Annotated in this window: 22 protein-coding genes and 1 tRNA gene; 22 read left to right on the top strand and 1 reads right to left on the bottom strand. The window is 62.0% G+C overall.

Annotated elements, in window-relative coordinates; all coding sequences use genetic code 11:
- Window positions 1-5: 5 nt before the first annotated feature.
- The 5 genes from NCS58_RS09315 (at window position 6) to NCS58_RS09295 (ending at window position 6,486) form a co-directional block, all read left to right on the top strand.
- A complete protein-coding gene (locus tag NCS58_RS09315; RefSeq protein ID WP_061119630.1) occupies window positions 6-1,049 on the top strand; it encodes a microcin C ABC transporter permease YejB in 1,044 nt (347 codons plus the stop codon).
- 1 nt (window position 1,050) lies between these two features.
- On the top strand, window positions 1,051-2,172 hold the full coding sequence (locus NCS58_RS09310; protein ID WP_061119629.1) for an ABC transporter permease: 1,122 nt from the start codon (window positions 1,051-1,053) through the stop codon (window positions 2,170-2,172).
- The gene (locus NCS58_RS09305) at window positions 2,169-3,767 is read left to right on the top strand and encodes an ABC transporter ATP-binding protein (RefSeq protein ID WP_250538289.1); all 1,599 of its coding nucleotides are present in this window, start codon (window positions 2,169-2,171) and stop codon (window positions 3,765-3,767) included. The genes NCS58_RS09310 and NCS58_RS09305 overlap by 4 nt, the downstream gene beginning before the upstream one ends.
- Before the next feature lie 147 nt (window positions 3,768-3,914).
- Window positions 3,915-4,571 carry a C40 family peptidase gene (locus NCS58_RS09300; protein ID WP_250538394.1) on the top strand — a complete coding sequence of 219 codons (657 nt, stop codon included), beginning with the start codon at window positions 3,915-3,917 and terminating at the stop codon, window positions 4,569-4,571.
- Between the two features lie 370 nt (window positions 4,572-4,941).
- A complete protein-coding gene (locus NCS58_RS09295) occupies window positions 4,942-6,486 on the top strand; it encodes a 2-isopropylmalate synthase (RefSeq protein ID WP_061119626.1) in 1,545 nt (514 codons plus the stop codon).
- Window positions 6,487-6,563: 77 nt separating this feature from the next.
- On the opposite strand, the gene NCS58_RS09290 is transcribed toward NCS58_RS09295, so the two are convergent.
- Window positions 6,564-7,079: a hypothetical protein gene (locus tag NCS58_RS09290; RefSeq protein WP_061119727.1), complete on the bottom strand. Its 516-nt coding sequence runs from the start codon at window positions 7,077-7,079 to the stop codon at window positions 6,564-6,566.
- Window positions 7,080-7,275: 196 nt separating this feature from the next.
- Between NCS58_RS09290 and NCS58_RS09285 the strand changes: the two genes are divergently transcribed.
- The 17 genes from NCS58_RS09285 to NCS58_RS09205 all read left to right on the top strand — a co-directional run bounded on the left by NCS58_RS09285 (window position 7,276) and on the right by NCS58_RS09205 (window position 24,070).
- Complete coding sequence (locus tag NCS58_RS09285) at window positions 7,276-8,559, top strand: branched-chain amino acid ABC transporter substrate-binding protein (protein WP_250538288.1); 1,284 nt, start codon at window positions 7,276-7,278, stop codon at window positions 8,557-8,559.
- A 156-nt stretch (window positions 8,560-8,715) separates the two neighbouring features.
- Window positions 8,716-8,985, top strand: a complete 270-nt coding sequence (rpsO, locus tag NCS58_RS09280) for a 30S ribosomal protein S15 (RefSeq protein WP_250538287.1) — start codon at window positions 8,716-8,718, stop codon at window positions 8,983-8,985.
- A gap of 340 nt (window positions 8,986-9,325) precedes the next feature.
- Window positions 9,326-11,455, top strand: coding sequence for a polyribonucleotide nucleotidyltransferase (gene pnp / locus NCS58_RS09275; protein ID WP_250490095.1), 2,130 nt, complete (start codon window positions 9,326-9,328; stop codon window positions 11,453-11,455).
- A gap of 186 nt (window positions 11,456-11,641) precedes the next feature.
- Window positions 11,642-12,658, top strand: coding sequence for an NAD(P)H-quinone oxidoreductase (locus NCS58_RS09270; protein WP_061119622.1), 1,017 nt, complete (start codon window positions 11,642-11,644; stop codon window positions 12,656-12,658).
- Between the two features lie 167 nt (window positions 12,659-12,825).
- Window positions 12,826-13,599 carry a triose-phosphate isomerase gene (gene tpiA / locus NCS58_RS09265; protein ID WP_061119726.1) on the top strand — a complete coding sequence of 258 codons (774 nt, stop codon included), beginning with the start codon at window positions 12,826-12,828 and terminating at the stop codon, window positions 13,597-13,599.
- A gap of 88 nt (window positions 13,600-13,687) precedes the next feature.
- Entirely contained in the window at window positions 13,688-14,065 is a 378-nt protein-coding gene (gene secG, locus NCS58_RS09260; protein WP_061119621.1) for a preprotein translocase subunit SecG, read from the top strand.
- A gap of 127 nt (window positions 14,066-14,192) precedes the next feature.
- Window positions 14,193-14,277 (top strand) — tRNA-Leu (locus NCS58_RS09255).
- A 214-nt stretch (window positions 14,278-14,491) separates the two neighbouring features.
- Window positions 14,492-14,851 carry an NADH-quinone oxidoreductase subunit A gene (locus tag NCS58_RS09250; RefSeq protein WP_008341784.1) on the top strand — a complete coding sequence of 120 codons (360 nt, stop codon included), beginning with the start codon at window positions 14,492-14,494 and terminating at the stop codon, window positions 14,849-14,851.
- Window positions 14,852-14,912: 61 nt separating this feature from the next.
- Window positions 14,913-15,392, top strand: a complete 480-nt coding sequence (locus tag NCS58_RS09245; protein ID WP_006052903.1) for an NADH-quinone oxidoreductase subunit B family protein — start codon at window positions 14,913-14,915, stop codon at window positions 15,390-15,392.
- Window positions 15,393-15,413: 21 nt separating this feature from the next.
- Window positions 15,414-16,016 carry an NADH-quinone oxidoreductase subunit C gene (locus NCS58_RS09240; protein WP_250538286.1) on the top strand — a complete coding sequence of 201 codons (603 nt, stop codon included), beginning with the start codon at window positions 15,414-15,416 and terminating at the stop codon, window positions 16,014-16,016.
- A gap of 9 nt (window positions 16,017-16,025) precedes the next feature.
- Complete coding sequence (locus NCS58_RS09235; RefSeq protein ID WP_250538285.1) at window positions 16,026-17,279, top strand: NADH-quinone oxidoreductase subunit D; 1,254 nt, start codon at window positions 16,026-16,028, stop codon at window positions 17,277-17,279.
- Between the two features lie 151 nt (window positions 17,280-17,430).
- Window positions 17,431-17,916 carry an NADH-quinone oxidoreductase subunit NuoE gene (gene nuoE, locus NCS58_RS09230; RefSeq protein WP_061119618.1) on the top strand — a complete coding sequence of 162 codons (486 nt, stop codon included), beginning with the start codon at window positions 17,431-17,433 and terminating at the stop codon, window positions 17,914-17,916.
- Window positions 17,913-19,235, top strand: a complete 1,323-nt coding sequence (gene nuoF / locus NCS58_RS09225) for an NADH-quinone oxidoreductase subunit NuoF (RefSeq protein ID WP_250476788.1) — start codon at window positions 17,913-17,915, stop codon at window positions 19,233-19,235. The genes nuoE and nuoF overlap by 4 nt, the downstream gene beginning before the upstream one ends.
- Window positions 19,236-19,286: 51 nt before the next feature.
- Window positions 19,287-21,626, top strand: coding sequence for an NADH-quinone oxidoreductase subunit NuoG (gene nuoG / locus NCS58_RS09220; RefSeq protein WP_250476787.1), 2,340 nt, complete (start codon window positions 19,287-19,289; stop codon window positions 21,624-21,626).
- A 2-nt stretch (window positions 21,627-21,628) separates the two neighbouring features.
- Window positions 21,629-22,693, top strand: coding sequence for an NADH-quinone oxidoreductase subunit NuoH (gene nuoH / locus NCS58_RS09215; RefSeq protein WP_061119615.1), 1,065 nt, complete (start codon window positions 21,629-21,631; stop codon window positions 22,691-22,693).
- Between the two features lie 24 nt (window positions 22,694-22,717).
- Window positions 22,718-23,206 carry an NADH-quinone oxidoreductase subunit NuoI gene (nuoI, locus tag NCS58_RS09210; RefSeq protein ID WP_061119614.1) on the top strand — a complete coding sequence of 163 codons (489 nt, stop codon included), beginning with the start codon at window positions 22,718-22,720 and terminating at the stop codon, window positions 23,204-23,206.
- Window positions 23,207-23,380: 174 nt separating this feature from the next.
- Window positions 23,381-24,070, top strand: coding sequence for an NADH-quinone oxidoreductase subunit J (locus NCS58_RS09205; RefSeq protein WP_061119613.1), 690 nt, complete (start codon window positions 23,381-23,383; stop codon window positions 24,068-24,070).
- The last annotated feature ends 14 nt before the right edge of the window (window positions 24,071-24,084 follow it).

Raw genomic sequence — 24,084 nt, 5'->3', positions numbered from 1 at the left:
GCGCCATGTGGAGCTACATCCTTAAACGCATTCTCCTGATGATCCCGACGCTCATCGGCGTGCTGACGCTCACGTTCGTCGTGATCCAGTTCGTGCCGGGCGGTCCCGTCGAGCAGGCCGTGCACGATCTGCGGCGCGGTCAGTCGGAGGGCGGTGGCGGCGGTTTCGGCCTGCGCACGCATACGGGCGTCGATGCGCAGCAGGTCGAGCAGCTCAAGAAGCTCTATGGCTTCGACAAGCCGCCGCTGCAACGCTATGTTCTGATGCTCGGCAAGTTCGCGCGCTTCGATCTCGGCGAGAGCTACTTCAGGCATCAGAGCGTGTGGTCGCTGATCGTGTCGAAGCTGCCGGTGTCGATCAGCATCGGCTTGTGGACCTTTTTCATCACGTATCTGATATCGGTGCCGCTCGGCATCGCGAAGGCCGTCAGGAATGGCTCGAAGTTCGATGTCGCGACGAGTCTCGTCGTGCTCGTCGGTTTCGCTATTCCGGGCTTCGTGCTGGGCGTGCTGCTGCTCGTGCTCTTCGGCGGCGGATCGTTCTGGCAACTGTTCCCGCTGCGCAATCTCACGTCCGACAACTGGGCGGCGCTTTCTCTCGGCGGCAAGATTCTCGACTATCTGTGGCACATCACGTTGCCGGTGACGGCGTCGGTGGTGGGCAGCTTCGCCATCATCACGATGCTCACGAAGAACGCGTTTCTCGACGAGATTCGCAAGCAGTATGTGCTGACCGCGCGCGCGAAAGGCCTGGGCGAGCGCCGCGTGCTGTGGAAACACGTGTTTCGCAATGCGCTCCTGCCGCTGATCGTCGGCTTTCCGGCGGCGTTCATCGGCGCGTTCTTCACGGGCAGCCTGCTGATCGAGACGCTGTTCTCGCTCGACGGGCTGGGCCTGCTTTCGTACGAATCCGTCGTGCGGCGCGACTATCCGGTCGTGCTCGGCACGCTCTATCTCTTCACGCTGATCGGCCTCGCAACGAAGCTCGTCTCGGATCTTTGTTACGTCTGGGTCGATCCGCGCATTCAATTCGAACAACTGGAGCGCTGATTTGAATCGAGCCGCTTCATCGGAATCGTCACGGCGCGAGCCCAACGGCAGCGACGCGCAACCGTTGCGCGGCGAGGCATCGGTGCCGCCGGGGCGGCGCGTCTGGCTGCGCTTCAAGCGCAACCGCCTCGGGTACTGGAGCCTCGTCGTGTTCATCGCGGCGTTCGTCATCAGCCTCGCGGGCCCGCTCTGGTCGAACGACAAGCCGCTCGTCGTCCGGTACCAGGGGCACATGTACTTTCCGCTCGTGAAGACCTATGCGGAGACGACTTTCGGCGGCGATTTCCCGACGCCCGCCGATTATCTCGATCCCTTCGTGCGCGACCGTTTCAGCGCGCCCGGCAACTTCGCGATCTATCCGCCGAATCACTACTACTACGACACGCTCAACTATTTCTCGAAAGGCTCGAACCCGGCGCCGCCTTCGCGCGAAAACTGGCTCGGCACCGACGACCGCGGCCGCGACGTGTTTGCGCGGCTCGTGTACGGCTTTCGCGTGTCGGTGCTGTTTGCCCTCGTGCTGACGGTGATCGGCACGATCCTCGGTGTCGTCGCGGGCGCGGTTCAGGGTTACTTCGGAGGACGGATCGATATCACCGGGCAGCGGCTGATCGAGATATGGAGCGCGCTGCCGGAACTCTATCTGCTCATCATCTTCGCGTCGATCTTTGAGCCGAGCCTGATCCTGCTGATCATCCTGCTGTCGCTGTTCGGATGGATCGGCTTGTCGGATTACGTGCGCGCGGAGTTTCTGCGCAATCGCACGCAGGACTATGTGCGCGCGGCGCGCGCAATGGGCCTGTCGAACTGGCAGATCATCTGGCGGCACGTGCTGCCCAATAGCCTCACGCCTGTCATCACGTTCCTGCCGTTTCGCATGAGCGGCGCGATTCTCGCGCTGACGAGCCTCGATTTTCTCGGTCTGGGCGTGCCGTCGCCGACGCCCTCGCTCGGCGAGCTGCTCGCGCAGGGCAAGGCCAATCTCGACGCCTGGTGGATTTCGCTTTCGACCTTCGGCGTGCTCGTCGCCACGCTGCTCTTGCTGACCTTCATGGGCGATGCCTTGCGCAACGCGCTCGACACGCGCATCGCCGATGCAGTGAAAGCGGGAGGCGGGCAGTGAGCGAGCCGCTTCTTTCGATTCGCGACCTGCGCGTGCGCTTCGGTGACACGCTCGCCGTCGACGGCGCGAATCTCGATATCCGCGCGGGCGAGCGTGTGGCGCTCGTCGGCGAATCGGGCTCGGGCAAGAGCGTGACGGCGCTGTCGATCCTGCGCCTGCTGCCCGACGCCGAGGTGGCCGGCTCGATCCGCTTCGCCGGCGAGGAATTGCTGTCGAAGAGCGAGCACGCGATGCGCGGTTTGCGCGGCTCCGATATCGCGATGATCTTCCAGGAGCCGATGACGGCGCTCAATCCGCTCTACACGGTGGGCGACCAGATCGGCGAGACGATCCAGCTACACGACGGCACGAGTCCGCGCGAGGCGCGGCAACGTGCGATTGCGCTGCTCGCGCGCACCGGCATCACCGAGCCGGAAAGGCGTGTGGACAGCTATCCGCATCAGCTTTCGGGCGGGCAGCGCCAGCGCGTGATGATCGCGATGGCGCTCGCATGCCGGCCGCGCCTTCTTCTTGCCGACGAACCGACCACGGCGCTCGACGTGACGATCCGCGCGCAGATCGTCGAATTGCTGCTGGAGCTTCAGCGCGACGAAGCCGAGAAACGCGGCATGGCCGTGCTGCTCATCACGCACGACCTGAACCTCGTGCGGCGCTTCGCGCAGCGCGTCGCGGTGATGGAGAAGGGCGTGCTCGTCGAAAGCGCCACCGTGGAGGAGATTTTCACGTCGCCGCAGCATCCGTACACGGAGCGGCTGATGCAGAGCAAACCAAAGCGCAACGTGCTGCCGGTGCTGCCGATCGCGCCGGTGCTGCTCGACGCGAAGGATGTGTCCGTCGATTATCCGACGCGCCTGACCGGTTTCGCGGGCTGGTTCCGGCGCGGCCGCTTCAGGGCCGTCGATGACGTCACGCTGACGGTGCGGCAGGGCGAGACGCTCGGCATCGTCGGCGAATCGGGTTCGGGCAAGTCCACGCTCGCGATGGCGCTGCTCGGGCTGCAGCGGACCTCGACCGGCACGGTGCAGTTTCAGGGGCGCGCAATCGGCGATTTTCGCGGACGCGAAAAAGCCGTGCTGCGCTCGAATCTCCAGGTGGTCTTTCAGGACCCGTTCAGTTCGCTGTCGCCGCGGCAGACGGTGGAGAGAATCGTCGGGGAAGGGCTCGCGCTGCATCGTCCGGAACTCGATGCCGCCGCGCGGCGCGCGAAGGTGATCGCGGTGCTGCGCGAAGTCGGCATGGAGCGTGCGGCGCTCGATCGCTATCCGCACGAATTTTCCGGCGGGCAGCGGCAGCGCATCGCGATCGCGCGCGCGCTGGTGCTCGAACCGAGCATCCTGATCCTCGACGAACCGACGAGCGCACTCGATGTTTCCATTCAGGCTCAAGTACTTGCGCTCCTGGCCGACATTCAGAAGAAGCACAACCTCGGTTACGTTTTCATCAGCCATGACCTGCAGGTGATCGGCGCGATGGCGCATCGCGTCGCGGTCATGCGGAATGGATTTGTCGTCGAGTCGGGCGAAGTAGAGAAGATTTTTGCGAACCCTTCTGACGAATACACAAGAAAGCTACTGAGAGCAGCCCTGAATTCCTAAAAATCTTTCTTTTTCACCAATTGGGTGCCCGTCTCAATTGTATTTTTCTATTTCTTTTGACAGTTAAATACTTTGTGGCTAGTATCCCTCCAAACTTTCTCGTATCTCCCTGATTTCGCAGCTTTTAATTGTAAAACCTACCGACCGATGCAACCACTAACGTTGACTCAAACATGCGCGCGCGCCGCCGCGGGTATGTTAATCGGCCTTCTGATGACAACAACTTCCGGCGCGTTCGCCGATGAAGTCAGCAGTAGTAGCCAAAATGCCAACAACGGCATTTTTTCGTCCACTAAATCCAGCGACGCAAGCGCAGACGCCGCCCGCACTCCGGGCGGTGCAAAGTCATTTCTGTCTGGCGTGGCGAGCAAAGCGGGCGACGTCGTCGTCGGCGCGCTCAACATGATCGGCGTGCGCTATCGCTGGGGCGGCAACACGCCGGATTCCGGCCTCGACTGCAGCGGCTTCGTGCGCTACGTCTTCCAGGACACGCTGGGCATGACCTTGCCGCGCCGCGCGGAGGAAATGAGCCGTGTCGGAGAAAAGGTGACCGTTTCCGATCTCAAGCCGGGCGATCTCGTGTTTTTCAACACGATGCGCCGCTCGTTCTCGCACGTCGGCATTTATATCGGCGACAACAAGTTCGTGCATTCGCCGTCCACCGGCAGCACGATCCGTGTCGACGACATGGAAGACGGCTATTGGGAGAAGCGCTTTCAGGGCGCGCGCCGGATCGAGAATGCGCCGGTCGGCGATGGCTCGGAACTGCGCCAGCGTGTGAGCGCGTCGATCGGCGGTTACTGATCGTCATCAAGCTTATGAAAAAGCCTGCTTCCTTCAGGGACGCAGGCTTTTTTGTTTTCCGCCAGGTTCAGCGCAATGGCGCGGCAAGTGGAACGTCAATCGGCGCCATCGGAAAGCCTCATTGCACGCGCCTCTAAAAGCCGTTATAGTTTTTGAATGAACTTTTTCCCGTTCCCCTTCTCGCTATTCCCGGCTGGTGCGTCGCTACACGCACTATCGCTGCTAGCGCGCCTACCGCGCTGATTCGTCTCGCCTCCCGTCTGCTCGTCTTTCAGGTTTTCGACGCCAGCGGTGGCGCGAACACCCGAATTCCCTTTTGCCTTATCGTTTTTCACCCAACAATCGATAAATCTCCCCACAGGAGCCCAGCATGGCAGCAGACAAGTTGATCATTTTCGACACGACCTTGCGCGATGGCGAGCAGTCCCCCGGCGCGTCGATGACGAAGGAAGAGAAGATCCGCATCGCGAAGCAACTGGAGCGCATGAAGGTGGATGTGATCGAGGCGGGTTTCGCGGCCAGTTCGAACGGCGATTTCGACGCGATCAACACCATCGCATCGCTCGTGAAGGACAGCACCGTCTGCTCGCTCGCACGCGCGAACGACAAGGACATCCAGCGCGCCGCCGATGCGTTGAAGCCCGCGAATCAATTCCGCATTCACACGTTCATCGCCACGTCGGCGCTGCACATGGAAAAGAAGCTGCGCATGACGCCGGAGCAGGTCTACGATCAGGCGCGCCTCGCAGTGCGCTTCGCGCGCAAGTTCACCGATGACGTCGAGTTCTCGCCGGAAGACGGCAGCCGATCCGACATCGACTTCCTCTGCCGCGTGCTCGAAGGGGTCATCGACGAAGGCGCACGCACGATCAACATCACGGATACGGTCGGCTACGGCATTCCGGAGCACTACGGCAACCTCGTCAAGACGTTGCGCGAGCGCGTGCCCAATTCCGATAAGGCTATCTGGTCGGTTCACTGCCACGACGACCTTGGTCTCGCGGTCGCGAATTCGCTCGCGGGCGTGCAGATCGGCGGCGCGCGTCAGGTCGAATGCACGATCAACGGTCTCGGCGAGCGTGCAGGCAATACGTCGCTCGAAGAAATCGTGATGGCCGTGAAGACGCGCAAGGACTATTTCGGGCTCGATGTCGGCATCGACACGACGCAGATCGTTCCCACCTCCAAGCTCGTCTCGCAGATCACCGGTTTCGTCGTGCAGCCGAACAAGGCGGTCGTCGGCGCAAATGCGTTCGCGCACGCGTCGGGCATCCACCAGGACGGCGTGCTGAAGGCGCGCGACACTTACGAAATCATGCGCGCGGAAGACGTGGGCTGGAGCGCGAACAAGATCGTGCTCGGCAAGCTGTCGGGCCGTAACGCGTTCAAGCAGCGTCTGGAAGAGCTCGGCGTGACGCTCGAATCCGAAGCCGACGTGAACGCCGCATTCGCGCGCTTCAAGGAACTCGCCGATCGCAAGGCCGAAATCTTCGACGAAGACATCATGCAGATCGTCTCCGAGGAATCGGCGGAGGCGCAGGCGAAGGAACACTTCCGCTTCGTCTCGATGAAGCAGCATTCGGAAACCGGCGAGCAGCCGCAGGCGAAGGTCGTCTTCGCGGTGGAAGGCAGCGAAGTCACGGGCGAGGCGGGCGGCAACGGTCCCGTCGATGCGACGCTGCACGCGATCGAATCGAAGGTCGGCAGCGGCGCGGAACTCGTGCTGTACTCGGTGAACGCGATCACCACCGGCACGCAGGCGCAAGGCGAAGTGACGGTGCGTCTGTCAAAGAGCGGGCGCATCGTGAACGGCGTCGGCACCGATCCGGATATCGTCGCGGCGTCGGCGAAGGCCTATATCGCCGCGTTGAACAAGCTGCATTCGAAGGTCGAGAAGCTCAATCCGCAGCTTTGATTCTCGGGGCGCAGTCTGGTCTGAAATGGAAAAAGCCCTCGCGAGAGGGCTTTTCGCTTGGCGCGGCGCGGATGCGCTCAGAACAAATTGCGTCGGTCGGGATCGTGGAGCGGATCGGGCGTCTTCTGCGTCATGCGCAAAATGCCCTGATCGTCAAAATAGAAGTTGTACATCAGATACCAGATGTTCGCTTCCATATACCGATAGGTCCAGACTTCGCGCTTCATGAGCGGAAAATAGGATGTCTCCACGGGCCGGCCGAAGTTCACGAGCACATCCTTTCTCGTCCACGTGCCGATCTGCGCCTTGTAGAACTCGTTCTCGTCGAGCACCTGTCTGACGTTGACGATCTTGCCGGATGCGTCGATGTCGGCGGCGGTGGTGAATTCGCCGAGCGGTTGCGTCGGCCACATCAGGCGCTTGCCGCCGTCGGGCAGATCGTAGACTTCGCGCGGCGGACCGAGGCGGGCGACGATCGTCGATGCATCGGCGCCCGTCTGATAGTTCTGCCACGGCTGCGCGCAGGCCGACAGAAGGAGCGCGACGCTCGCGCATGCAAGCGACGCGCGCATGCGGTTGAGTTTGTGCAGCATTGAAGCCTCCACGTGCTTGCTCCTCGCGGCGGCGAGCAGCGTTTATTCGATGTTTCCCGTGATTTTGACACGCGCGCGCGGCAAACGATTCTCCGGTACGCCGCGGTATTCGGGCGGATGTGTCGGCAATGCCGGACTTGCGCGGCCCGCCCGGTGCGGCCTATGATCCGCGCTTTCGGCGGATCGGCGGAACGGCATGGAGAAAGAAATCAGCGCGACGCGTTGGCGGCGCATTGTGGCATCGGCGTGCTTCGCGTTGTCTTTGACGGCGCATGCGGCCGATTTGCCGCCCATCAAGCTTGGGCTGATCGAAGGCATGTCCGGCCCGTTCGCGAACGCCGGCGCGATGGTCGAGCGCAACTTGCGCTTCGGCGTCGAGCGCGTGAACGCGCAGGGCGGCGTGAAGCTCGCCGACGGCATGCATCCGCTGCAACTCGTCGTGCTCGACGGCAAGGGCAGCAGCGAGGCGAGTCTCGTGCAACTGCGCGCGGCGATCGACGACGGGATCGGCTTCGTCATGCAGGGCAACAGTTCGGCGGTGGCGGCGGCGCTCGTCGCGGCGATCGACAAGCAGAATGCGCGCGAACCGGACCGCCGCGTGCTCTTCCTCAATTATTCCGCCGACGATCCCGCGCTCACCAACGACGCGTGCAGCTTCTGGCATTTCCGCTTCGACGCGCACGCCGGCATGCGCATGGACGCGCTCGCCGACGCGTTGAAGGACGATCGCGCTGTCAAGAAGGTGTATCTGCTGAATCAGGATTACAGCTTTGGTCACGACGTGAGCCGTGAGGCGCAGCGCGCGCTCAAGGAGCAGCGGCCGGATATCGCGATCGCTGGCGACGAGTTTCATCCGATCGGCCGCGTGAAGGACTTCGCGCCTTACATTGCCAAGATCCGTTCGAGCGGGGCGGACGCCGTGATCACCGGCAACTGGGGCAACGATCTGACGCTGCTGGTGAAAGCGGCGCGCGAGCAGGGGCTCGACGCAAAGTTCTACACGTTCTACGGAAACAGTCTGGGCGCGCCGGCCGCGCTCGGCGACGCTGGCGTGAAGCGCGTGATCGCCGTGGCCGACTGGCATCCGAACGTGGGCGGCGCGGCCTCGGACGCTTACTACCGCGCGTTCCGCGCCCGCTATCCGAACGCCGCGGACGACTACCTCGTGGCACGCATGCCGCTGATGGTCGAAATGCTTGCGTCCGCGATGACCCATGCGGGCAGCGCTAAGCCGTTCACGGTGGCGCGCGCGCTGGAAGGCATGAAGTTCGACGGCGAAGGCTTCCACGCGATGACCATGCGCGCGGACGATCACCAGGTGATCCAGCCCCTTTACGTCATGGAAATGGACAGGGCGGGAGCGAAGGGCGTCGCGCTCGATAACGAAGGTTCCGGCTACGGCTTTCGCACGCTGCTCGCCGTTCCCGCGGGAAAAACCGTCCCGCCGACGACTTGCAGAATGTCGCGTCCGGCACGGTAGGGTCGTCGGTGCCTGTCGGAACCGTGCCTCGGGCGGCGGGCCGTATGCTATACTCTGCGCTTCGTCTCCGGTTTCGACCGACCGATATCCGAAATTGGCAAACCCACGGCACGGCCTTTCTTCCGTGACCGCCTGTCTGTATCAAAGGAAAAGCAAATGTCCGTAGCAGAAATCAAGAAGACCGACATCGTCGCAGAATATGCGCGCGGCGCCAACGACACCGGCTCCCCCGAAGTGCAAGTTGCACTTCTCACGAGCCGCATCAACGAACTCACCCTCCACTTCAAGTCGCACTCGAAGGATCATCACAGCCGCCGCGGTCTGCTGCGCATGGTGAGCCGCCGTCGCAAGCTGCTCGACTACCTGAAGGGCAAGGATGCGGATCGTTACCGCTCGTTGATCGAGAAGCTGGGTCTGCGCAAGTAATTGGCGTCAAACGGCCGCCGTTAGAACGAAGTGCCTGTGTCAGTCCGCTGATACAGGCACTTTGTTTTTATACGTTCCGGCCGTGAAGCGGTGCCCGATCGCATTTTTCATCGGTCGACCCGTCGTAGTAGGTAATTCGGCAGTTCATGGCTTTACCCGGATGCATCATCCGGTTCGACACCCGGTCCGGCCTCGCGGCAGAGCTTTGTGTCATTCCAGCGCGGCGCCTGCGCGCACATCCGGCCAGGCGCCGCGCTGGAATGGCATAACACACCTCCCAAGCGTGGCTCGCGACCGCTCCAGCCAGCGCCAGACAGCCGGCGCGGCGCAACTAGAAGGAGTGACAATGTTCAATAAAATCGTCAAAGAATTTAAGTGGGGACAACACAATGTCCGCCTGGAAACGGGTGAAATCGCTCGTCAGGCAAGCGGCGCGGTGATCGTCGATGTCGAAGACACCGTCGTGCTCGCGACCGTCGTCGGCGCGAAGACCGCCAAGCCGGGCCAGGACTTTTTCCCGCTGACCGTGGATTACCTCGAAAAGACCTACGCCGCAGGCAAGATCCCCGGTGGCTTCTTCCGCCGCGAAGGCCGCCCGTCGGAAGGCGAGACGCTGATCTCGCGACTGATCGACCGTCCGCTGCGTCCTCTCTTCCCGGAAGGCTTCTATAACGAAGTGCAGGTCGTCATCCACGTCCTGTCGCTGAACCCGGACGTCCCGGCGGATATTCCCGCGCTGATCGGCGCATCGGCGGCGCTCGCCGTGTCGGGCTTGCCGTTCAACGGTCCGGTCGGTGCCGCGCGCGTCGCGTACATCAACAACGAGTACGTGCTTAACCCCACGCGCCCGCAAATGAAGGAATCGGCGCTCGATCTCGTCGTCGCCGGCACGGAGCGCGCGGTGCTGATGGTGGAGTCGGAAGCGCAGCAGCTCTCCGAAGAAGTGATGCTCGGCGCGGTCGTGTTCGGCCACGAGCAGATGCAGACGGCCATCGACGCAATTCATGAACTCGTTCGCGAGGGCGGCAAGCCCGAGTGGGACTGGCAGCCGGCGCCGAAGAACGAAGCGCTCATCTCGCGCGTCACGGAAATCGCCAAGCCGGAACTCGAAGCGGCTTACCAGTTGCGCAATAAGCAGGCGCGTTCCGCCAAGCTGAAGGAAGTGTACGCGGCGACTTCGGCGAAGCTCGCCGAGGAAGCCGTGGCGGCCGATGCGGCAACCATCGGCAACGTGTTGTTCGATATCGAAGCGAAGATCGTCCGCTCGCAGATCCTGAACGGCGAGCCGCGCATCGACGGCCGTGACACGCGCACGGTGCGTCCGATCGAAATCCGCACGGGCGTATTGCCGCGCACGCACGGTTCGGCGCTCTTCACGCGCGGCGAAACGCAGGCGCTCGTCGTCGCGACGCTCGGCACCAAGGGCGATGAGCAGAACATCGACGCGCTCGAAGGCGAATACCGTGAGCGCTTCATGCTCCACTACAACATGCCCCCGTTCGCAACGGGCGAGACCGGCCGCGTCGGTTCGCCGAAGCGCCGTGAAATCGGTCACGGCCGACTGGCCAAGCGCGCGCTGGTCGCGTGCCTGCCGAGCGCCGATGAATTCGGCTACTCGATCCGCGTCGTGTCGGAAATCACGGAGTCGAACGGTTCGTCGTCGATGGCTTCGGTCTGCGGCGGCTGCCTCGCGCTGATGGACGCCGGCGTGCCGATGAAGGCGCACGTCGCGGGCATCGCGATGGGCCTGATCCTCGAAGGCAACAAATTCGCGGTTCTGACCGACATCCTCGGCGACGAGGATCACCTCGGCGACATGGACTTCAAGGTGGCCGGCACGGCGCAAGGCGTGACCGCGCTGCAGATGGACATCAAGATCCAGGGCATCACGAAGGAAATCATGCAGGTCGCGCTCGCGCAGGCGAAGGAAGGCCGCATGCACATCCTCGGCAAGATGACGGCCGCGGTACCGCACACGAACACGGAACTGTCCGACTACGCGCCGCGCATGATCACCATCAAGATCAATCCGGAGAAGATCCGCGACGTGATCGGCAAAGGCGGCTCGGTGATCCGCGCGCTGACGGAAGAGACGGGCACGACCATCGACATTTCGGACGACGGCGTCGTGACGATCGCGAGCACGAGCGCGGAAGGCATGGCCGACGCGAAGAAGCGCATCGAGAACATCACGGCCGAAGTGGAAGTTGGCCAGGTCTACGAAGGCCCGGTGCTCAAGCTGCTCGACTTCGGCGCCATCGTGAACATCCTGCCGGGCAAGGACGGTCTGCTGCACATCTCGGAGATCGTCAACGAGCGCGTGAAGGACATCAACGACTATCTGAAGGAAGGCCAGATCGTGAAGGTCAAGGTCATCCAGACGGACGAAAAGGGTCGTGTGCGTCTGTCGGCGAAGGCGCTTCTGAACGAAGCGGCGCAACAGGTAGAGCCCACGCACCCGCAGCAGTAATGCGGTAATGTGTAGACGGCCGGCCGCTGATGCGAGCCGGCCGTTTTCATGTATGACGCGTCGGATGCTATGCATTGTCCGACGCGTCATCGGACTCGATGGCAGTGTGGAGCGTAATTGCGTCAGGCGCGCGCAGTGCCATCCGGTCCGAATGCACACTGACTCCGGTCGTCACAGGGAGAGGATATGAAGGCCATCGAAATCACCGAGTTTGGCGCACCCGACGTCCTGAAACTGGGCGAACGTCCGACGCCTGCGCCAGGCAAGTGCGAAGTCTTGATCAAGGTGGCCGCTTCCGGCGTGAACCGGCCGGACGTGTTTCAGCGGAAGGGCGCCTACGCGCCGCCGCCCGGCGCTTCGGATCTGCCGGGGCTCGAGGTGGCCGGTGAAATCGTCGATGGCGATTTCGATCCCAAGCACAACCCGTTTGGTCTGAAAAAAGGCGATCGCGTGTGCGCGCTGCTCGCGGGCGGCGGATACGCCGAGTATGCGGTCGCCCCGCTCGAGCAATGTCTGCCGGTGCCGAAGGGCCTGTCGGAGATCGAAGCGGCATCGTTGCCGGAGACGTTCTTCACGGTCTGGAGCAACGTGTTCGAGCGCGCTCAGTTGGGCGCGGGTGAGAACGGCGCGGAAGAAACGCTGCTCGTGCAGGGCGGATCGAGCGGCATCGGTGTGACGGCAATCCAGATCGCGAAGGCGCTCGGCTTTCGCGTGTTCGCCACGGCCGGCACCGACGAAAAATGCCGCGCGTGCGAAGCGCTCGGTGCGGAGCGCGCGATCAACTATAAGACGGAAGATTTCGTCGAAGTGGTGAAGTCGCTGACGAATGACCGCGGCGTCGACGTGATTCTGGACATGGTCGCCGGCGACTATCTGCCGCGCGAACTCAAGGCGCTGGCGGACGGCGGGCGCATCTGCGTGATCGCGCTGCTGGGCGGCGCCAAGGCGGAGATCAACCTGAACGACGTGCTGCGCCGGCGCCTCGTCATCACCGGCTCAACCTTGCGTCCGCGTCCCGTCGCGTTCAAGGCGAAGCTCGCGGCGAAACTGAAAGAGCGCGTCTGGCCGGAAATCGAGGCGGGGCGCATCAAGCCGGTGATCCACCAGGTTTTCCCGGCGCACGATGCCGCCGCCGCGCATACGTTGATGGAAAGCAGCACGCACGTCGGCAAGATCGTGCTCGACTGGCGTGAGGACGCGTGACGTTTTCATCCGGCTTGCAGCGTTTCACGTTGCGGCGCGCTTTTGCGGTTTGACCGGTTTCGTCGTAACACAGTAAAATCGCCTGTTTTGCAAGCAGTTTGCGGTTCGTGGCGGTTCATTTTTATAACAGGGCGGCTCTTGCAAGCCGCCGCCGAATGACGAGACATATGTCCAGAGAACGAGCGAAACTGGTGGTGGGCAACTGGAAGATGCACGGTCGCATCGGTGACAACGCGACCTTGCTGACCGAAGTCGCCGCAGGGGCATCGGCTTTGCAAAAGGGCGTGCGCGTCGGAGTGTGCGTGCCGTGTCCTTATCTCGCACAATCGCAGGCGCTTCTGAGCGGCTCGGTCGTGCAATGGGGCATTCAGGACGTGTCGGCGCATGCGGGCGGCGCGTTTACCGGCGAAGTTGCGGCGGAAATGGCGGCGGACTTCGGCGTCACGTATGCAATCGTCGGGCATTCGGAGCGACGTGCGTATCATCGCGAAAGTCCGGAACTCGTCGCGTCGAAAGCTCAGCGCGCGATCGAAGCAGGACTCACGCCGATCGTCTGTGTCGGCGAGACGCTCGAAGAGCGGCAAGCGGGTACGACCGAGCAGATCATCGGTACGCAGCTCGAAGCCGTGCTGCAGATTCTGACCGAAGAACAGGCGGCGGGCATCGTGGTCGCGTACGAACCGGTCTGGGCAATCGGCACGGGCAAGACCGCGCGCCCCGGCCAGGCGCAGGACGTTCACGCATTCCTGCGTCGCAAGCTGCTGGAGAAGGGTGCGTCGGTAGCAAACGTGCCGCTTTTGTATGGCGGCAGCGTAAAGCCTGAAAACGCGGAAGAGCTGTTCGGGCAAAAGGACATCGACGGCGGGCTGATCGGCGGCGCGTCGTTGAAGTCGAAGGATTTTCTGGCGATCTGCCGGGCGGCGCAAACCGTGACGCATTGAGCGTCGAACGGCAGGCGGGCAGGGCAGGCGAACGGGCATAGTGCGACACGAAGGTGTCGCGGAAACATCAGGGATCGGGTGAGTTGAAATGCTGTATTTGAAGACATTGATTATCGTAGTCCAGTTGCTGTCGGCGCTGGGCGTTATTGGCCTCGTGCTGCTTCAGCATGGCAAGGGCGCGGACATGGGCGCGGCGTTCGGCAGTGGCGCATCCGGCAGTCTGTTCGGTGCGACGGGCTCCGCCAACTTTTTGTCGCGCACCACGGCTGTTCTCGCCGCGGTCTTCTTCATCACGACGCTGACGCTGACATATCTCGGCAGCTATAAGCCGCAAACGTCGGCCGGCGTGCTCGGTGGCGCCGCATCCGTGCCGGCATCGGCTCCAGCGGCGGCGGCATCGGCGGCTTCCGCGCCGGCTTCTGCACCTGTCGCGTCGTCCGCGCCGGGCGCTGACGTGCCCAAATAACGACAGAACGAATTTTTCGCAGAATTTGCATTTTGTGCGTTGAACAATTCGTAGGGCCCAGTTATAATTCAAGTCTTGAAGCGATTCGCGGCAATTTAGAAGTAGTTTTCCCGGATTGCAGTACAGTGCCGACGTGGTGAAATTGGTAGACACGCTATCTTGAGGGGGTAGTGGCGAAAGCTGTGCGAGTTCGAGTCTCGCCGTCGGCACCAAAGTTATCCAATGCCAGCCGCTTGCATCGCTTCGGCTGGCATTGTCACTTCTGGAGTACCCTTACGGTTTCGCGGCAGCATCGACAGCGTCAAAGCGGTTGTCACAGTGTGCTGATATCGTGAGCGGTCCCAAGTGAATTCTCCCGCCGGGTGGTCCGTCCCGGCTGAAGGCCCCAATCAATAACAGACCACATCTACCGATCAGAGGATAGCCTTGAACCTCGCACCCTATTACCCCGTCTTCTTGTTTCTTCTAGTGGGCCTTGGTTTAGGTATTGCGTTGGTCAGCATCGGCAAGATCCTCGGTCCGAACAAGCCCGACACGGAGAAGAACGCGCCCTACGAGTGCGGCTTCGAAGCCTTCGAAGACGCGCGTATGAAGTTCGATGTGCGTTACTATCTCGTCGCGATTCTTTTCATCATTTTCGACCTTGAGACGGCGTTCCTGTTCCCGTGGGGTGTGTCCCTGCGCGATATCGGCTGGCCCGGCTTCATCGCGATGATGATTTTTCTGCTCGAATTTTTGCTCGGTTTCGCCTACATCTGGAGAAAGGGCGGACTCGACTGGGAATGACAGTTAGATCACCGGATTCATGGGCGGCTTTGGCTGGCTGCTCATCTGGAGTGGAAAACAAATGAGTATCGAAGGGGTCTTGAAGGAAGGCTTTGTCACCACTACGGCTGACAAGCTCATCAACTGGACGCGCACCGGCTCCCTGTGGCCGATGACGTTCGGTCTCGCGTGCTGTGCGGTCGAGATGATGCACGCGGGTGCCGCCCGTTACGACCTGGACCGTTTCGGCGTGGTGTTTCGTCCAAGTCCGCGCCAGTCCGACGTGATGATCGTCGCCGGAACGCTGTGCAACAAGATGGCGCCCGCGCTTCGTAAGGTGTACGACCAGATGGCCGAGCCGCGCTGGGTCATCTCGATGGGTTCGTGCGCGAACGGCGGTGGCTATTACCACTATTCATATTCCGTCGTGCGCGGTTGCGACCGGATCGTGCCGGTCGACGTGTACGTTCCTGGTTGTCCTCCGACCGCCGAAGCGCTGGTCTACGGCGTGATCCAGTTGCAGGCGAAGATTCGCCGCACCAACACCATCGCCCGTCAGTAAGGGCCTGAGTCTCCCCAAACTATGGCAAGCAAACTCGAGACCCTCAAAGCGAACCTCGAGACGGCGTTTGGCGGCCGTCTCCAGAGCATCACGGAGTCGCTGGGTCAGGTGACGATCGTCGTCAAGGCGGTCGACTATCTGGACGTCTGCAAGCAGCTGCGCGATGACCCGTCGCTGCGCTTCGAGCAGCTCATGGATCTCGCCGGCGTCGACTATTCGACCTATGGCGACGGTGCCTACGACGGTCCGCGTTTCGCGGCCGTCAGCCATCTTCTCTCGATCACGAACAACTGGCGCGTGCGTGTGCGCGTGTTCGCTCCGGACGACGAAGTGCCCATCGTGCCTTCGGTAGTCGATATCTGGACGTCGGCGAACTGGTACGAGCGTGAAGCGTTCGACCTCTACGGCATCGTGTTCGAAGGCCATCCCGACCTGCGCCGCATTCTCACGGACTACGGCTTCATCGGCCATCCGTTCCGCAAGGACTTCCCGGTCTCAGGCTATGTGGAAATGCGCTACGACCCGGAAGAGAAGCGCGTGGTCTATCAGCCCGTGACGATCGAACCGCGCGAAATCACGCCGCGCGTGATCCGCGAAGATCGCTATGGCGGTCTGAAACATTAAGAGAACGCCATGGCAGAGATCAAGAATTACACGCTGAACTTTGGCCCGCAGCACCCGGCAGCGCACGGTGTGCTGCGTCTTGTGCTGGAACTCGACGGCGAAGTGATCCAGCGCGCCGACCCGCACATCGGCCTGCTGCATCGCGCAACCGAGAAGCTGGCCGAGACGAAGACCTTCCTCCAATCCGTGCCCTACATGGACCGCCTCGACTACGTGTCGATGATGGTCAACGAGCACGGCTATGTGCTCGCCATCGAAAAGCTGCTCGGCATCGACGTGCCGGTGCGCGCGAAGTACATTCGCGTGCTGTTCGACGAAATTACGCGGGTGCTGAACCACCTGATGTGGATCGGCTCGCACGCGCTCGACGTCGGCGCGATGGCTGTTTTCCTCTACGCGTTCCGCGAGCGCGAAGATCTGATGGACGTGTACGAGGCGGTGTCGGGCGCGCGCATGCACGCGGCGTACTATCGTCCGGGTGGCGTCTATCGCGATTTGCCGGACGCGATGCCGCAATACAAGGCATCCAAGGTCCGCAACGCGAAGGCGCTCGACAAGATGAACGAGAACCGTCAAGGTTCGTTGCTCGACTTCATCGAGGACTTCTTCAATCGTTTCCCGCGTTGTGTCGACGAGTACGAAACGCTGCTCACCGACAACCGCATCTGGAAGCAGCGTCTCGTGGGTATCGGCGTGGTCAGCCCGGAGCGCGCGTTGCAGATGGGTCTTTCCGGCGCAATGCTGCGTGGCTCGGGCATCGAGTGGGACTTGCGCAAGAAGCAGCCGTACGAAGTGTACGACCAGCTCGACTTCGATATCCCGGTCGGCGTGAACGGCGATTGCTACGACCGTTATCTCGTGCGCGTGGAAGAAATGCGCCAGTCGACCCGCATCGCCAAACAGTGCATTGCGTGGCTGCGCAAGAATCCCGGCCCTGTGATGGTCGATAATCACAAGGTTGCACCGCCTTCGCGCGTCGGCATGAAGAGCAACATGGAAGAGCTGATTCACCATTTCAAGCTCTTCACGGAAGGCTTCCACGTGCCGGAAGGCGAAACGTACGCGGCGGTCGAGCATCCGAAGGGCGAGTTTGGCATCTACCTGATTTCGGATGGCGCGAACAAGCCGTATCGCCTGAAGATTCGCGCGCCGGGCTATGCGCACCTCGCATCGCTCGACGAAATGGCGCGCGGCCACATGATCGCCGACGCTGTGACGATCATCGGTACGCAAGACATCGTGTTCGGCGAGATCGATCGCTGATTTCATCGCCGCCTGCACGGCGCGCTCGTCGAGCCGCCGTTCCGGATTCGCGAAAGCAATAACAGGAACCCGCAGGAACGCCAGGTCTGCCGCAACACGAAGGGCGCGGCAGGTTTTCGTTCGGTAGGAATTGAAAGAGTCGTGTCTGAAAATGATCTCAGCTGAAGGCCTGAAAGAAATCGATCGCGCGGTCGCGAAGTATCCCGCCGAGCAAAAGCAATCGGCGGTGATGGCGGCGCTCGCTGTCGCTCAGGAAGAGCATGGTTGGCTCTCGCCCGAAGTCATGCAGTTCGTGGCCGATTACCTGAGCATGCCGCCGGTCGCGGTGCAGGAAGTCGCCACGTTCTACACGATGTACGAGCTGAAGCCGGTCGGTAAGCACAAGATCACGCTCTGCACGAACCTGCCTTGCCAGCTCGGGCCGGACGGCGGTTCGGACAGCGCTGCCGAGTATCTCAAGCAGAAACTTGGAATCGATTTCGGCGAGACCACCCCGGACGGCAAGTTCACGCTGAAGGAAGGCGAGTGCTTCGGCGCATGCGGTGACGCACCTGTGATGCTCGTGAACAACCATCGCATGTGCAGCTTCATGAGCCGCGAGAAGATCGACCAGTTGATCGAGGAACTTTCGAAATGACGTCACTCCACGATCGTCACATCAAGCCGCTGATCCTCGCGGGCCTTACCGGCGAGAACTGGCATCTCGAGGACTACGTTGCACGCGGCGGCTACAAGCAGCTGCGCCGCATTCTCGAGGAGAAGATTCCGCCCGAGCAGGTGATCGCCGACGTCAAGGCATCGGGTCTGCGCGGCCGCGGCGGCGCGGGCTTCCCGACTGGCCTGAAGTGGAGCTTCATGCCGCGTCAGTTCCCGGGACAAAAGTATCTCGTCTGCAACTCGGACGAGGGCGAGCCGGGCACGTTCAAGGATCGCGACATCCTGCGCTGGAATCCGCACGCGCTGATCGAAGGCATGGCCATCGGCGCGTACGCGATGGGCATCACCGTCGGCTACAACTACATCCACGGCGAGATTTTCGAAGTCTATCGGGTGTTCGAAGCGGCGCTCGAAGAAGCGCGCGCGGCAGGCTATCTCGGCGCGAACATTCTCGGATCAGGCTTTTCGTTCGAGTTGTATGCGCATCATGGTTACGGCGCGTATATCTGCGGCGAAGAAACCGCGCTGCTCGAATCGCTGGAAGGCAAGAAGGGTCAGCCGCGCTTCAAGCCGCCGTTCCCGGCGAGCTTCGGCGTGTACGGCAAGCCGACCACCATCAACAACACCGAGACGTTCGCGGCCGTGCCGTTTCTGCTTGAAATCGGCCCGCAGAATTATCTCGAGCTCGGCAAGCCGAACAACGGCGGCACGAAAATCTTCTCCGTGTCCGGCGACGTCAATCGTCCGGGCAACTACGAGATTCCGCTCGGCACGCCGTTCTCGACGCTGATGGAACTGGCGGGCGGCGTGCGCGGCAAGTCCATCAAGGCCGTGATTCCGGGCGGCTCGTCCGCACCGGTCGTGCCGGGCGACATGATGCTCGCGACCGACATGGACTACGATTCGATCGCCAAGGCCGGCTCGATGCTGGGTTCGGGCGCGGTGATCGTGATGAACGAAACCCGCTGCATGGTGCGCTCGCTGCTGCGCCTGTCGTACTTCTACTATGAAGAGTCGTGCGGCCAGTGCACGCCTTGCCGCGAGGGTACCGGCTGGTTGTATCGCGTGGTGCACCGTATCGAGCATGGTCTCGGCCGCAAGGAAGATCTGGATCTGCTCAACTCGGTGGCCGAGAACATCATGGGTCGCACGATCTGCGCGCTGGGCGATGCAGCGGCGATGCCCGTGCGCGGCATGCTCAAGCACTTCTGGGACGAATTCGAATATCACGTCGAGCACAAGCATTGTCTCGTCGGCGGGCACGCGCATCACGCGCCGTCCGAAGCGCTTACCGCGTAATCAGGCGCGCAGTCAGATGCGCGAGACAAGGGTTGAGGATCTCTATCCATCATGGTTGAACTAGAAATTGACGGCAAGACGGTCGAGGTGCCTGAAGGCAGCATGGTGATCCAGGCTGCGCATAAGGTCGATACTTACATTCCTCACTTCTGCTATCACAAGAAGCTGTCGATTGCGGCGAATTGCCGGATGTGCCTCGTCGAAGTCGAAAAGATGCCGAAGGCCGTCCCCGCCTGCGCGACGCCGGTTTCGGCCGGCATGGTCGTACGCACCACCTCCGACAAGGCCGTGAAGGCGCAACAGTCGGTGATGGAGTTCCTGCTCATCAATCACCCGCTGGATTGCCCCATCTGCGATCAGGGCGGCGAGTGCCAGTTGCAAGATCTGGCCGTCGGTTACGGCAAGTCGCAGTCGCGCTACAGCGAAGAAAAGCGCGTGGTGTTCCACAAGAACGTCGGTCCGCTCATCTCGATGGAAGAGATGTCGCGCTGCATCCATTGCACGCGCTGCGTGCGCTTCGGCCAGGAAATCGCTGGCGTGATGGAACTCGGGATGCTGGGCCGCGGCGAGCATTCGGAGATCACGTCGTTCGTCGGGAAGACGGTGGACTCGGAACTCTCGGGCAACATGATCGATCTGTGCCCGGTCGGCGCGTTGACGAGCAAGCCGTTCCGCTACAGCGCGCGGACGTGGGAACTGTCGCGCCGCAAGTCGGTGAGCCCGCACGATTCCGTCGGCGCGAACCTCGTCGTGCAGGTGAAGAACAATCGAGTCATGCGCGTTCTGCCGATGGAAAACGAAGCCATCAACGAATGCTGGATTTCCGACAAGGACCGCTTCTCGTACGAAGGGCTGAACAGCGACGAACGTCTCACCACGCCGATGCTCAAGCAGGGCGGCAACTGGATCGAGACCGACTGGCAGACCGCGCTCGAATACGTGGCGAAGGGTCTGAAGGGCATCAAGGCGGATCATGGCGCGAACGCCATCGCCGCACTGGCCACGCCGCATAGCACGGTCGAAGAACTGCATCTGCTGAAGCAACTGGCTGAGGGCGTCGGCACGCCGAACATCGACTTCCGTCTGCGTCAGCACGATTTCTCGGCACCGGTCGGCATCGGAGCGCCGTGGCTCGGCACGAAGATCGCGGATCTCTCGATCATCGACACCGCGTTCGTGATCGGCTCGTTCCTGCGCCGCGATCATCCGCTGTTCGCCGCGCGTCTGCGTCAGGCAGCGAAGAACGGCGCGAAGATCACGTTCCTCAACGCCAGCAACGACGATTCGCTGATCCCGACCGCACACCGTCTGGTCGCCGCACCGTCCGCGTGGCTCGACCAGCTCGCGAGCATCGCAGCGGCGGTTGCCGAAACGCGTGGCGTTACGGTTCCGGAGGCGTTCTCGGGCCGCGAAGTGTCGGCGGCGGCGAAGGATGTCGCGGCATCGCTGTCCGCGGGTGAGAAGCGCGTGGTGCTGCTCGGCAATCTCGCGGTTCAGCATCCGGACTTTGCTCAGATTCAGGCGGCGGCCCAATGGATCGCCGACAATACCGGCGCGACGCTCGGCTTCCTCACGGAAGGCGCGAACTCGGTCGGCGCGCATCTCGTCGATGCATTGCCGGGCGAAGGCGGTCTCAACGCACGCGAAGTGTTCGAGCAGCCGCGCAAGGGCTATGTGCTCCTGAACGCGGAACCCGAATTCGACACGGCCAATCCGGCCCAGGCCATCGCCGCGCTGAAGGCTGCGGAAATGGTTGTGGTGATGTCGCCGTTCCGGCACGGCATGGATTACGCGGACGTGCTGCTGCCGATCGCCCCGTTCACGGAAACGTCGGGCACGTTCGTCAACGCGGAAGGTACGGCGCAGTCGTTCAATGGCGTCGTGCGCGCGCTGGGCGACACGCGTCCGGGCTGGAAGGTGCTGCGCGTGCTGGGCACGATCCTCGGCTTGCCGGGTTTCGAGTTCGACACGGCTGAAGAAGTGCGTATCGCGGCGCTCGGCACGGGCGAACTGACCGCGCGTCTGTCGAACAAGACCACGGTAGACGCCAGGCGCGCCGCATCGAATGTCGCGCTGAACGGAAGCGGCCTGCAGCGTCTCGCCGATGTGCCGATCTATCACGCCGATGCGCTCGTGCGCCGCGCGCCGTCGCTGCATCTGACGGCCGCCGCACGCGACGCGAATGTCGCCGGTTTGCCGACCGCACTCTTCGACAAGCTCGGCCTGAAGGACGGCGAAGCAGTGCGTATCAAGCAAGGCAATCTGTCGGTGACGTTGCCCGCGGTCCGCGACGCGAATCTCGCAGAGTCGGTGGTCCGCGTGTCGGCGGGCACGATGGCTGGCGCCGCGCTCGGCGGCCTGTTCGGTGAACTGGTAGTGGAGAAGGCGTAAAAATGGGCTTGTTCGATACGATCAACGCAGGCGGCACGCAGCTTCTTGGCGTCGCATGGCCGACGGTGTGGGCGGTCGTCCGCATCCTCGTGGTTTCGGTGGTCATCCTGCTGTGCGTGGCGTACCTGATTCTTTGGGAACGCAAGCTCATCGGCTGGATGCACGTGCGTCTCGGCCCGAACCGCGTCGGTCCCGCAGGTCTGCTGCAGCCGATCGCCGACGTGCTGAAGCTTCTGCTCAAGGAAGTCATTCAGCCGACGCAGGCGAGCAAATGGATCTATGTGATCGCGCCGATCATGACCGTGGTGCCCGCGTTCGCGGTCTGGGCGGTCATTCCGTTCCAGGCGCAGGCGGTGCTCGGGGACGTCAACGCGGGTCTGCTGTACGTCATGGCCATCTCGTCGATCGGCGTGTACGGCGTGATTCTCGCGGGCTGGGCGTCGAACTCGAAGTACGCGTTCCTCGGTGCGATGCGCGCCGCGGCGCAGATGGTGTCCTACGAAATTTCGATGGGCTTCGCGCTCGTCGTGGTGTTGATGGTCGCAGGCACGCTGAACATGTCCGACATCGTGCACTCGCAGCAACGCGGTATGTTCGCGGGCTGGGGCGTCAACTTCCTGTCGTGGAACTGGCTGCCGCTCCTGCCGATGTTCGTCGTGTACTTCATTTCGGGCATCGCTGAAACCAACCGTCACCCGTTCGACGTGGTGGAAGGCGAATCGGAAATCGTCGCGGGTCACATGATCGATTACTCGGGCATGGCGTTCGCGCTGTTCTTCCTCGCCGAGTACATCAACATGATCGTGATCTCCGCGATCGCGACGACGCTGTTCCTCGGCGGTTGGGATGCGCCGTTCGGCTTCCTGTCGTTCATTCCAGGCGTATTCTGGTTCGTTTTCAAGGTTTTCCTGCTGCTGTCGGTGTTCATCTGGGCGCGTGCGACTTTCCCGCGTTACCGCTACGACCAGATCATGCGCCTCGGCTGGAAGGTGTTTCTGCCGGTGTCGGTGATTTGGGTGGTCGTTGTCGGCTTCTGGATCATGTCGCCGCTCAACATCTGGAAGTAAGAGACAAGAGCGGACGAAATCATCATGAACGCAATTCAGAACTTCTTCAAAACTTTCTTCCTGACCGAACTGCTGAAGGGTCTGGCGCTGACGGGCCGTTACACGTTCCAGCGCAAGATCACGGTGCAGTTCCCGGAAGAGAAGACCCCGATCTCGCCGCGATTTCGCGGTTTGCATGCGCTGCGCCGGTACGAGAACGGCGAAGAGCGCTGCATCGCCTGCAAGCTGTGCGAAGCGGTGTGCCCGGCGATGGCGATCACGATCGAATCGGAAACGCGCGCGGACAACACCCGTCGCACGACGCGTTATGACATCGACCTGACCAAGTGCATTTTCTGCGGTTTCTGCGAAGAGAGCTGCCCGGTCGATTCGATCGTCGAGACGCATATCCTCGAATATCACGGCGAAAAGCGCGGCGATCTGTACTTCACGAAGGACATGCTGCTTGCGGTGGGCGATCGTTACGAAACGGAAATCGCCGCTGCGAAGGCGGCGGACGCGCCTTATCGTTGATACGAGTTCGATGCCGGAACCCTGCGTTTCGGCATCGCGCCAGAGCGATTTTGTTGTTGCTGTTTGGCACACTGCGGCGCGCGCCGAGGCCGTGTTCCGTCCGTTCAAAGGAAGAGCACGCCACGAGCGCCGACACACCATGCCTGATGATGGCCTAACGATGAACCGGTAATCATGGAATTCACAACCGTACTGTTCTATATCTTCGCGCTGATGCTGACCGTGTCGGCGCTGAAGGTGATCACCTCGCGCAACCCGGTGTCATCCGCGCTCTTCCTCGTGCTCTCGTTCTTCAACGCGGCCGCGATCTGGATGTTGCTGCAAGCCGAATTCCTCGCGATTCTGCTGGTTCTCGTGTACGTAGGCGCCGTGATGGTGCTGTTCCTCTTCGTCGTGATGATGCTCGACATCAACATCGATGTCCTGCGGCGAGACTTCAAGCGCTTCGTGCCGCTCGCGAGTATCGTCGGCGCAATCATCGTGATCGAGACGGCGCTGATCCTGTGGCACGGCTATGGCGCGACGACGACGCCGCTGCGCGATGCTTCGGCCGGCGCCGGTGTTTCCGGCGCGGCACTGATGCCGAACACGCAGCTGATCGGCAAGGTCATCTACACCGACTACATCTTTGCGTTTGAAATTGCAGGCCTCGTGCTGCTGGTCGCGATCATCGCGGCGATCTCGCTCACGATCCGCGACAAGAAGGACAAGAAGACGCAAACCGTCAGCCAGCAAGTCAAGGTGCGCGCGCAAGACCGCGTGCGCATCGTGAAGATGAAGTCGGAAACAGAGGCGCCGGACGCCAATACGGAACCCGCCGTGACCGGCAACATCGGCGCGGGCACGGTCGACAACAAGGGCTGAGCGCGAAGGAGAAA

The sequence above is a fragment of the Caballeronia sp. INML3B genome (assembly GCF_023631305.1).
In the GTDB taxonomy this organism is placed as follows: Bacteria; Pseudomonadota; Gammaproteobacteria; order Burkholderiales; family Burkholderiaceae; genus Caballeronia; species Caballeronia turbans.
This window is presented reverse-complemented; position numbering and strand designations above follow the sequence as displayed.

Bases quoted from the DNA above. Each gene is read 5' to 3' on its own strand.
- nuoG (WP_250476787.1), top strand. From the start codon at position 19,287: ATGGTTGAACTAGAAATTGACGGCAAGACGGTCGAGGTGCCTGAAGGC.
- secG (WP_061119621.1), top strand. From the start codon at position 13,688: ATGCTGTATTTGAAGACATTGATTATCGTAGTCCAGTTGCTGTCGGCG.
- NCS58_RS09235 (WP_250538285.1), top strand. From the start codon at position 16,026: ATGGCAGAGATCAAGAATTACACGCTGAACTTTGGCCCGCAGCACCCG.
- NCS58_RS09245 (WP_006052903.1), top strand. From the start codon at position 14,913: ATGAGTATCGAAGGGGTCTTGAAGGAAGGCTTTGTCACCACTACGGCT.
- nuoE (WP_061119618.1), top strand. From the start codon at position 17,431: ATGATCTCAGCTGAAGGCCTGAAAGAAATCGATCGCGCGGTCGCGAAG.
- NCS58_RS09270 (WP_061119622.1), top strand. From the start codon at position 11,642: ATGAAGGCCATCGAAATCACCGAGTTTGGCGCACCCGACGTCCTGAAA.
- nuoI (WP_061119614.1), top strand. From the start codon at position 22,718: ATGAACGCAATTCAGAACTTCTTCAAAACTTTCTTCCTGACCGAACTG.
- NCS58_RS09315 (WP_061119630.1), top strand. From the start codon at position 6: ATGTGGAGCTACATCCTTAAACGCATTCTCCTGATGATCCCGACGCTC.
- nuoH (WP_061119615.1), top strand. From the start codon at position 21,629: ATGGGCTTGTTCGATACGATCAACGCAGGCGGCACGCAGCTTCTTGGC.
- rpsO (WP_250538287.1), top strand. From the start codon at position 8,716: ATGTCCGTAGCAGAAATCAAGAAGACCGACATCGTCGCAGAATATGCG.
- NCS58_RS09290 (WP_061119727.1), bottom strand. From the start codon at position 7,079: ATGCTGCACAAACTCAACCGCATGCGCGCGTCGCTTGCATGCGCGAGC.
- NCS58_RS09205 (WP_061119613.1), top strand. From the start codon at position 23,381: ATGGAATTCACAACCGTACTGTTCTATATCTTCGCGCTGATGCTGACC.
- nuoF (WP_250476788.1), top strand. From the start codon at position 17,913: ATGACGTCACTCCACGATCGTCACATCAAGCCGCTGATCCTCGCGGGC.
- NCS58_RS09285 (WP_250538288.1), top strand. From the start codon at position 7,276: ATGGAGAAAGAAATCAGCGCGACGCGTTGGCGGCGCATTGTGGCATCG.
- NCS58_RS09240 (WP_250538286.1), top strand. From the start codon at position 15,414: ATGGCAAGCAAACTCGAGACCCTCAAAGCGAACCTCGAGACGGCGTTT.
- NCS58_RS09295 (WP_061119626.1), top strand. From the start codon at position 4,942: ATGGCAGCAGACAAGTTGATCATTTTCGACACGACCTTGCGCGATGGC.
- tpiA (WP_061119726.1), top strand. From the start codon at position 12,826: ATGTCCAGAGAACGAGCGAAACTGGTGGTGGGCAACTGGAAGATGCAC.
- NCS58_RS09300 (WP_250538394.1), top strand. From the start codon at position 3,915: ATGCAACCACTAACGTTGACTCAAACATGCGCGCGCGCCGCCGCGGGT.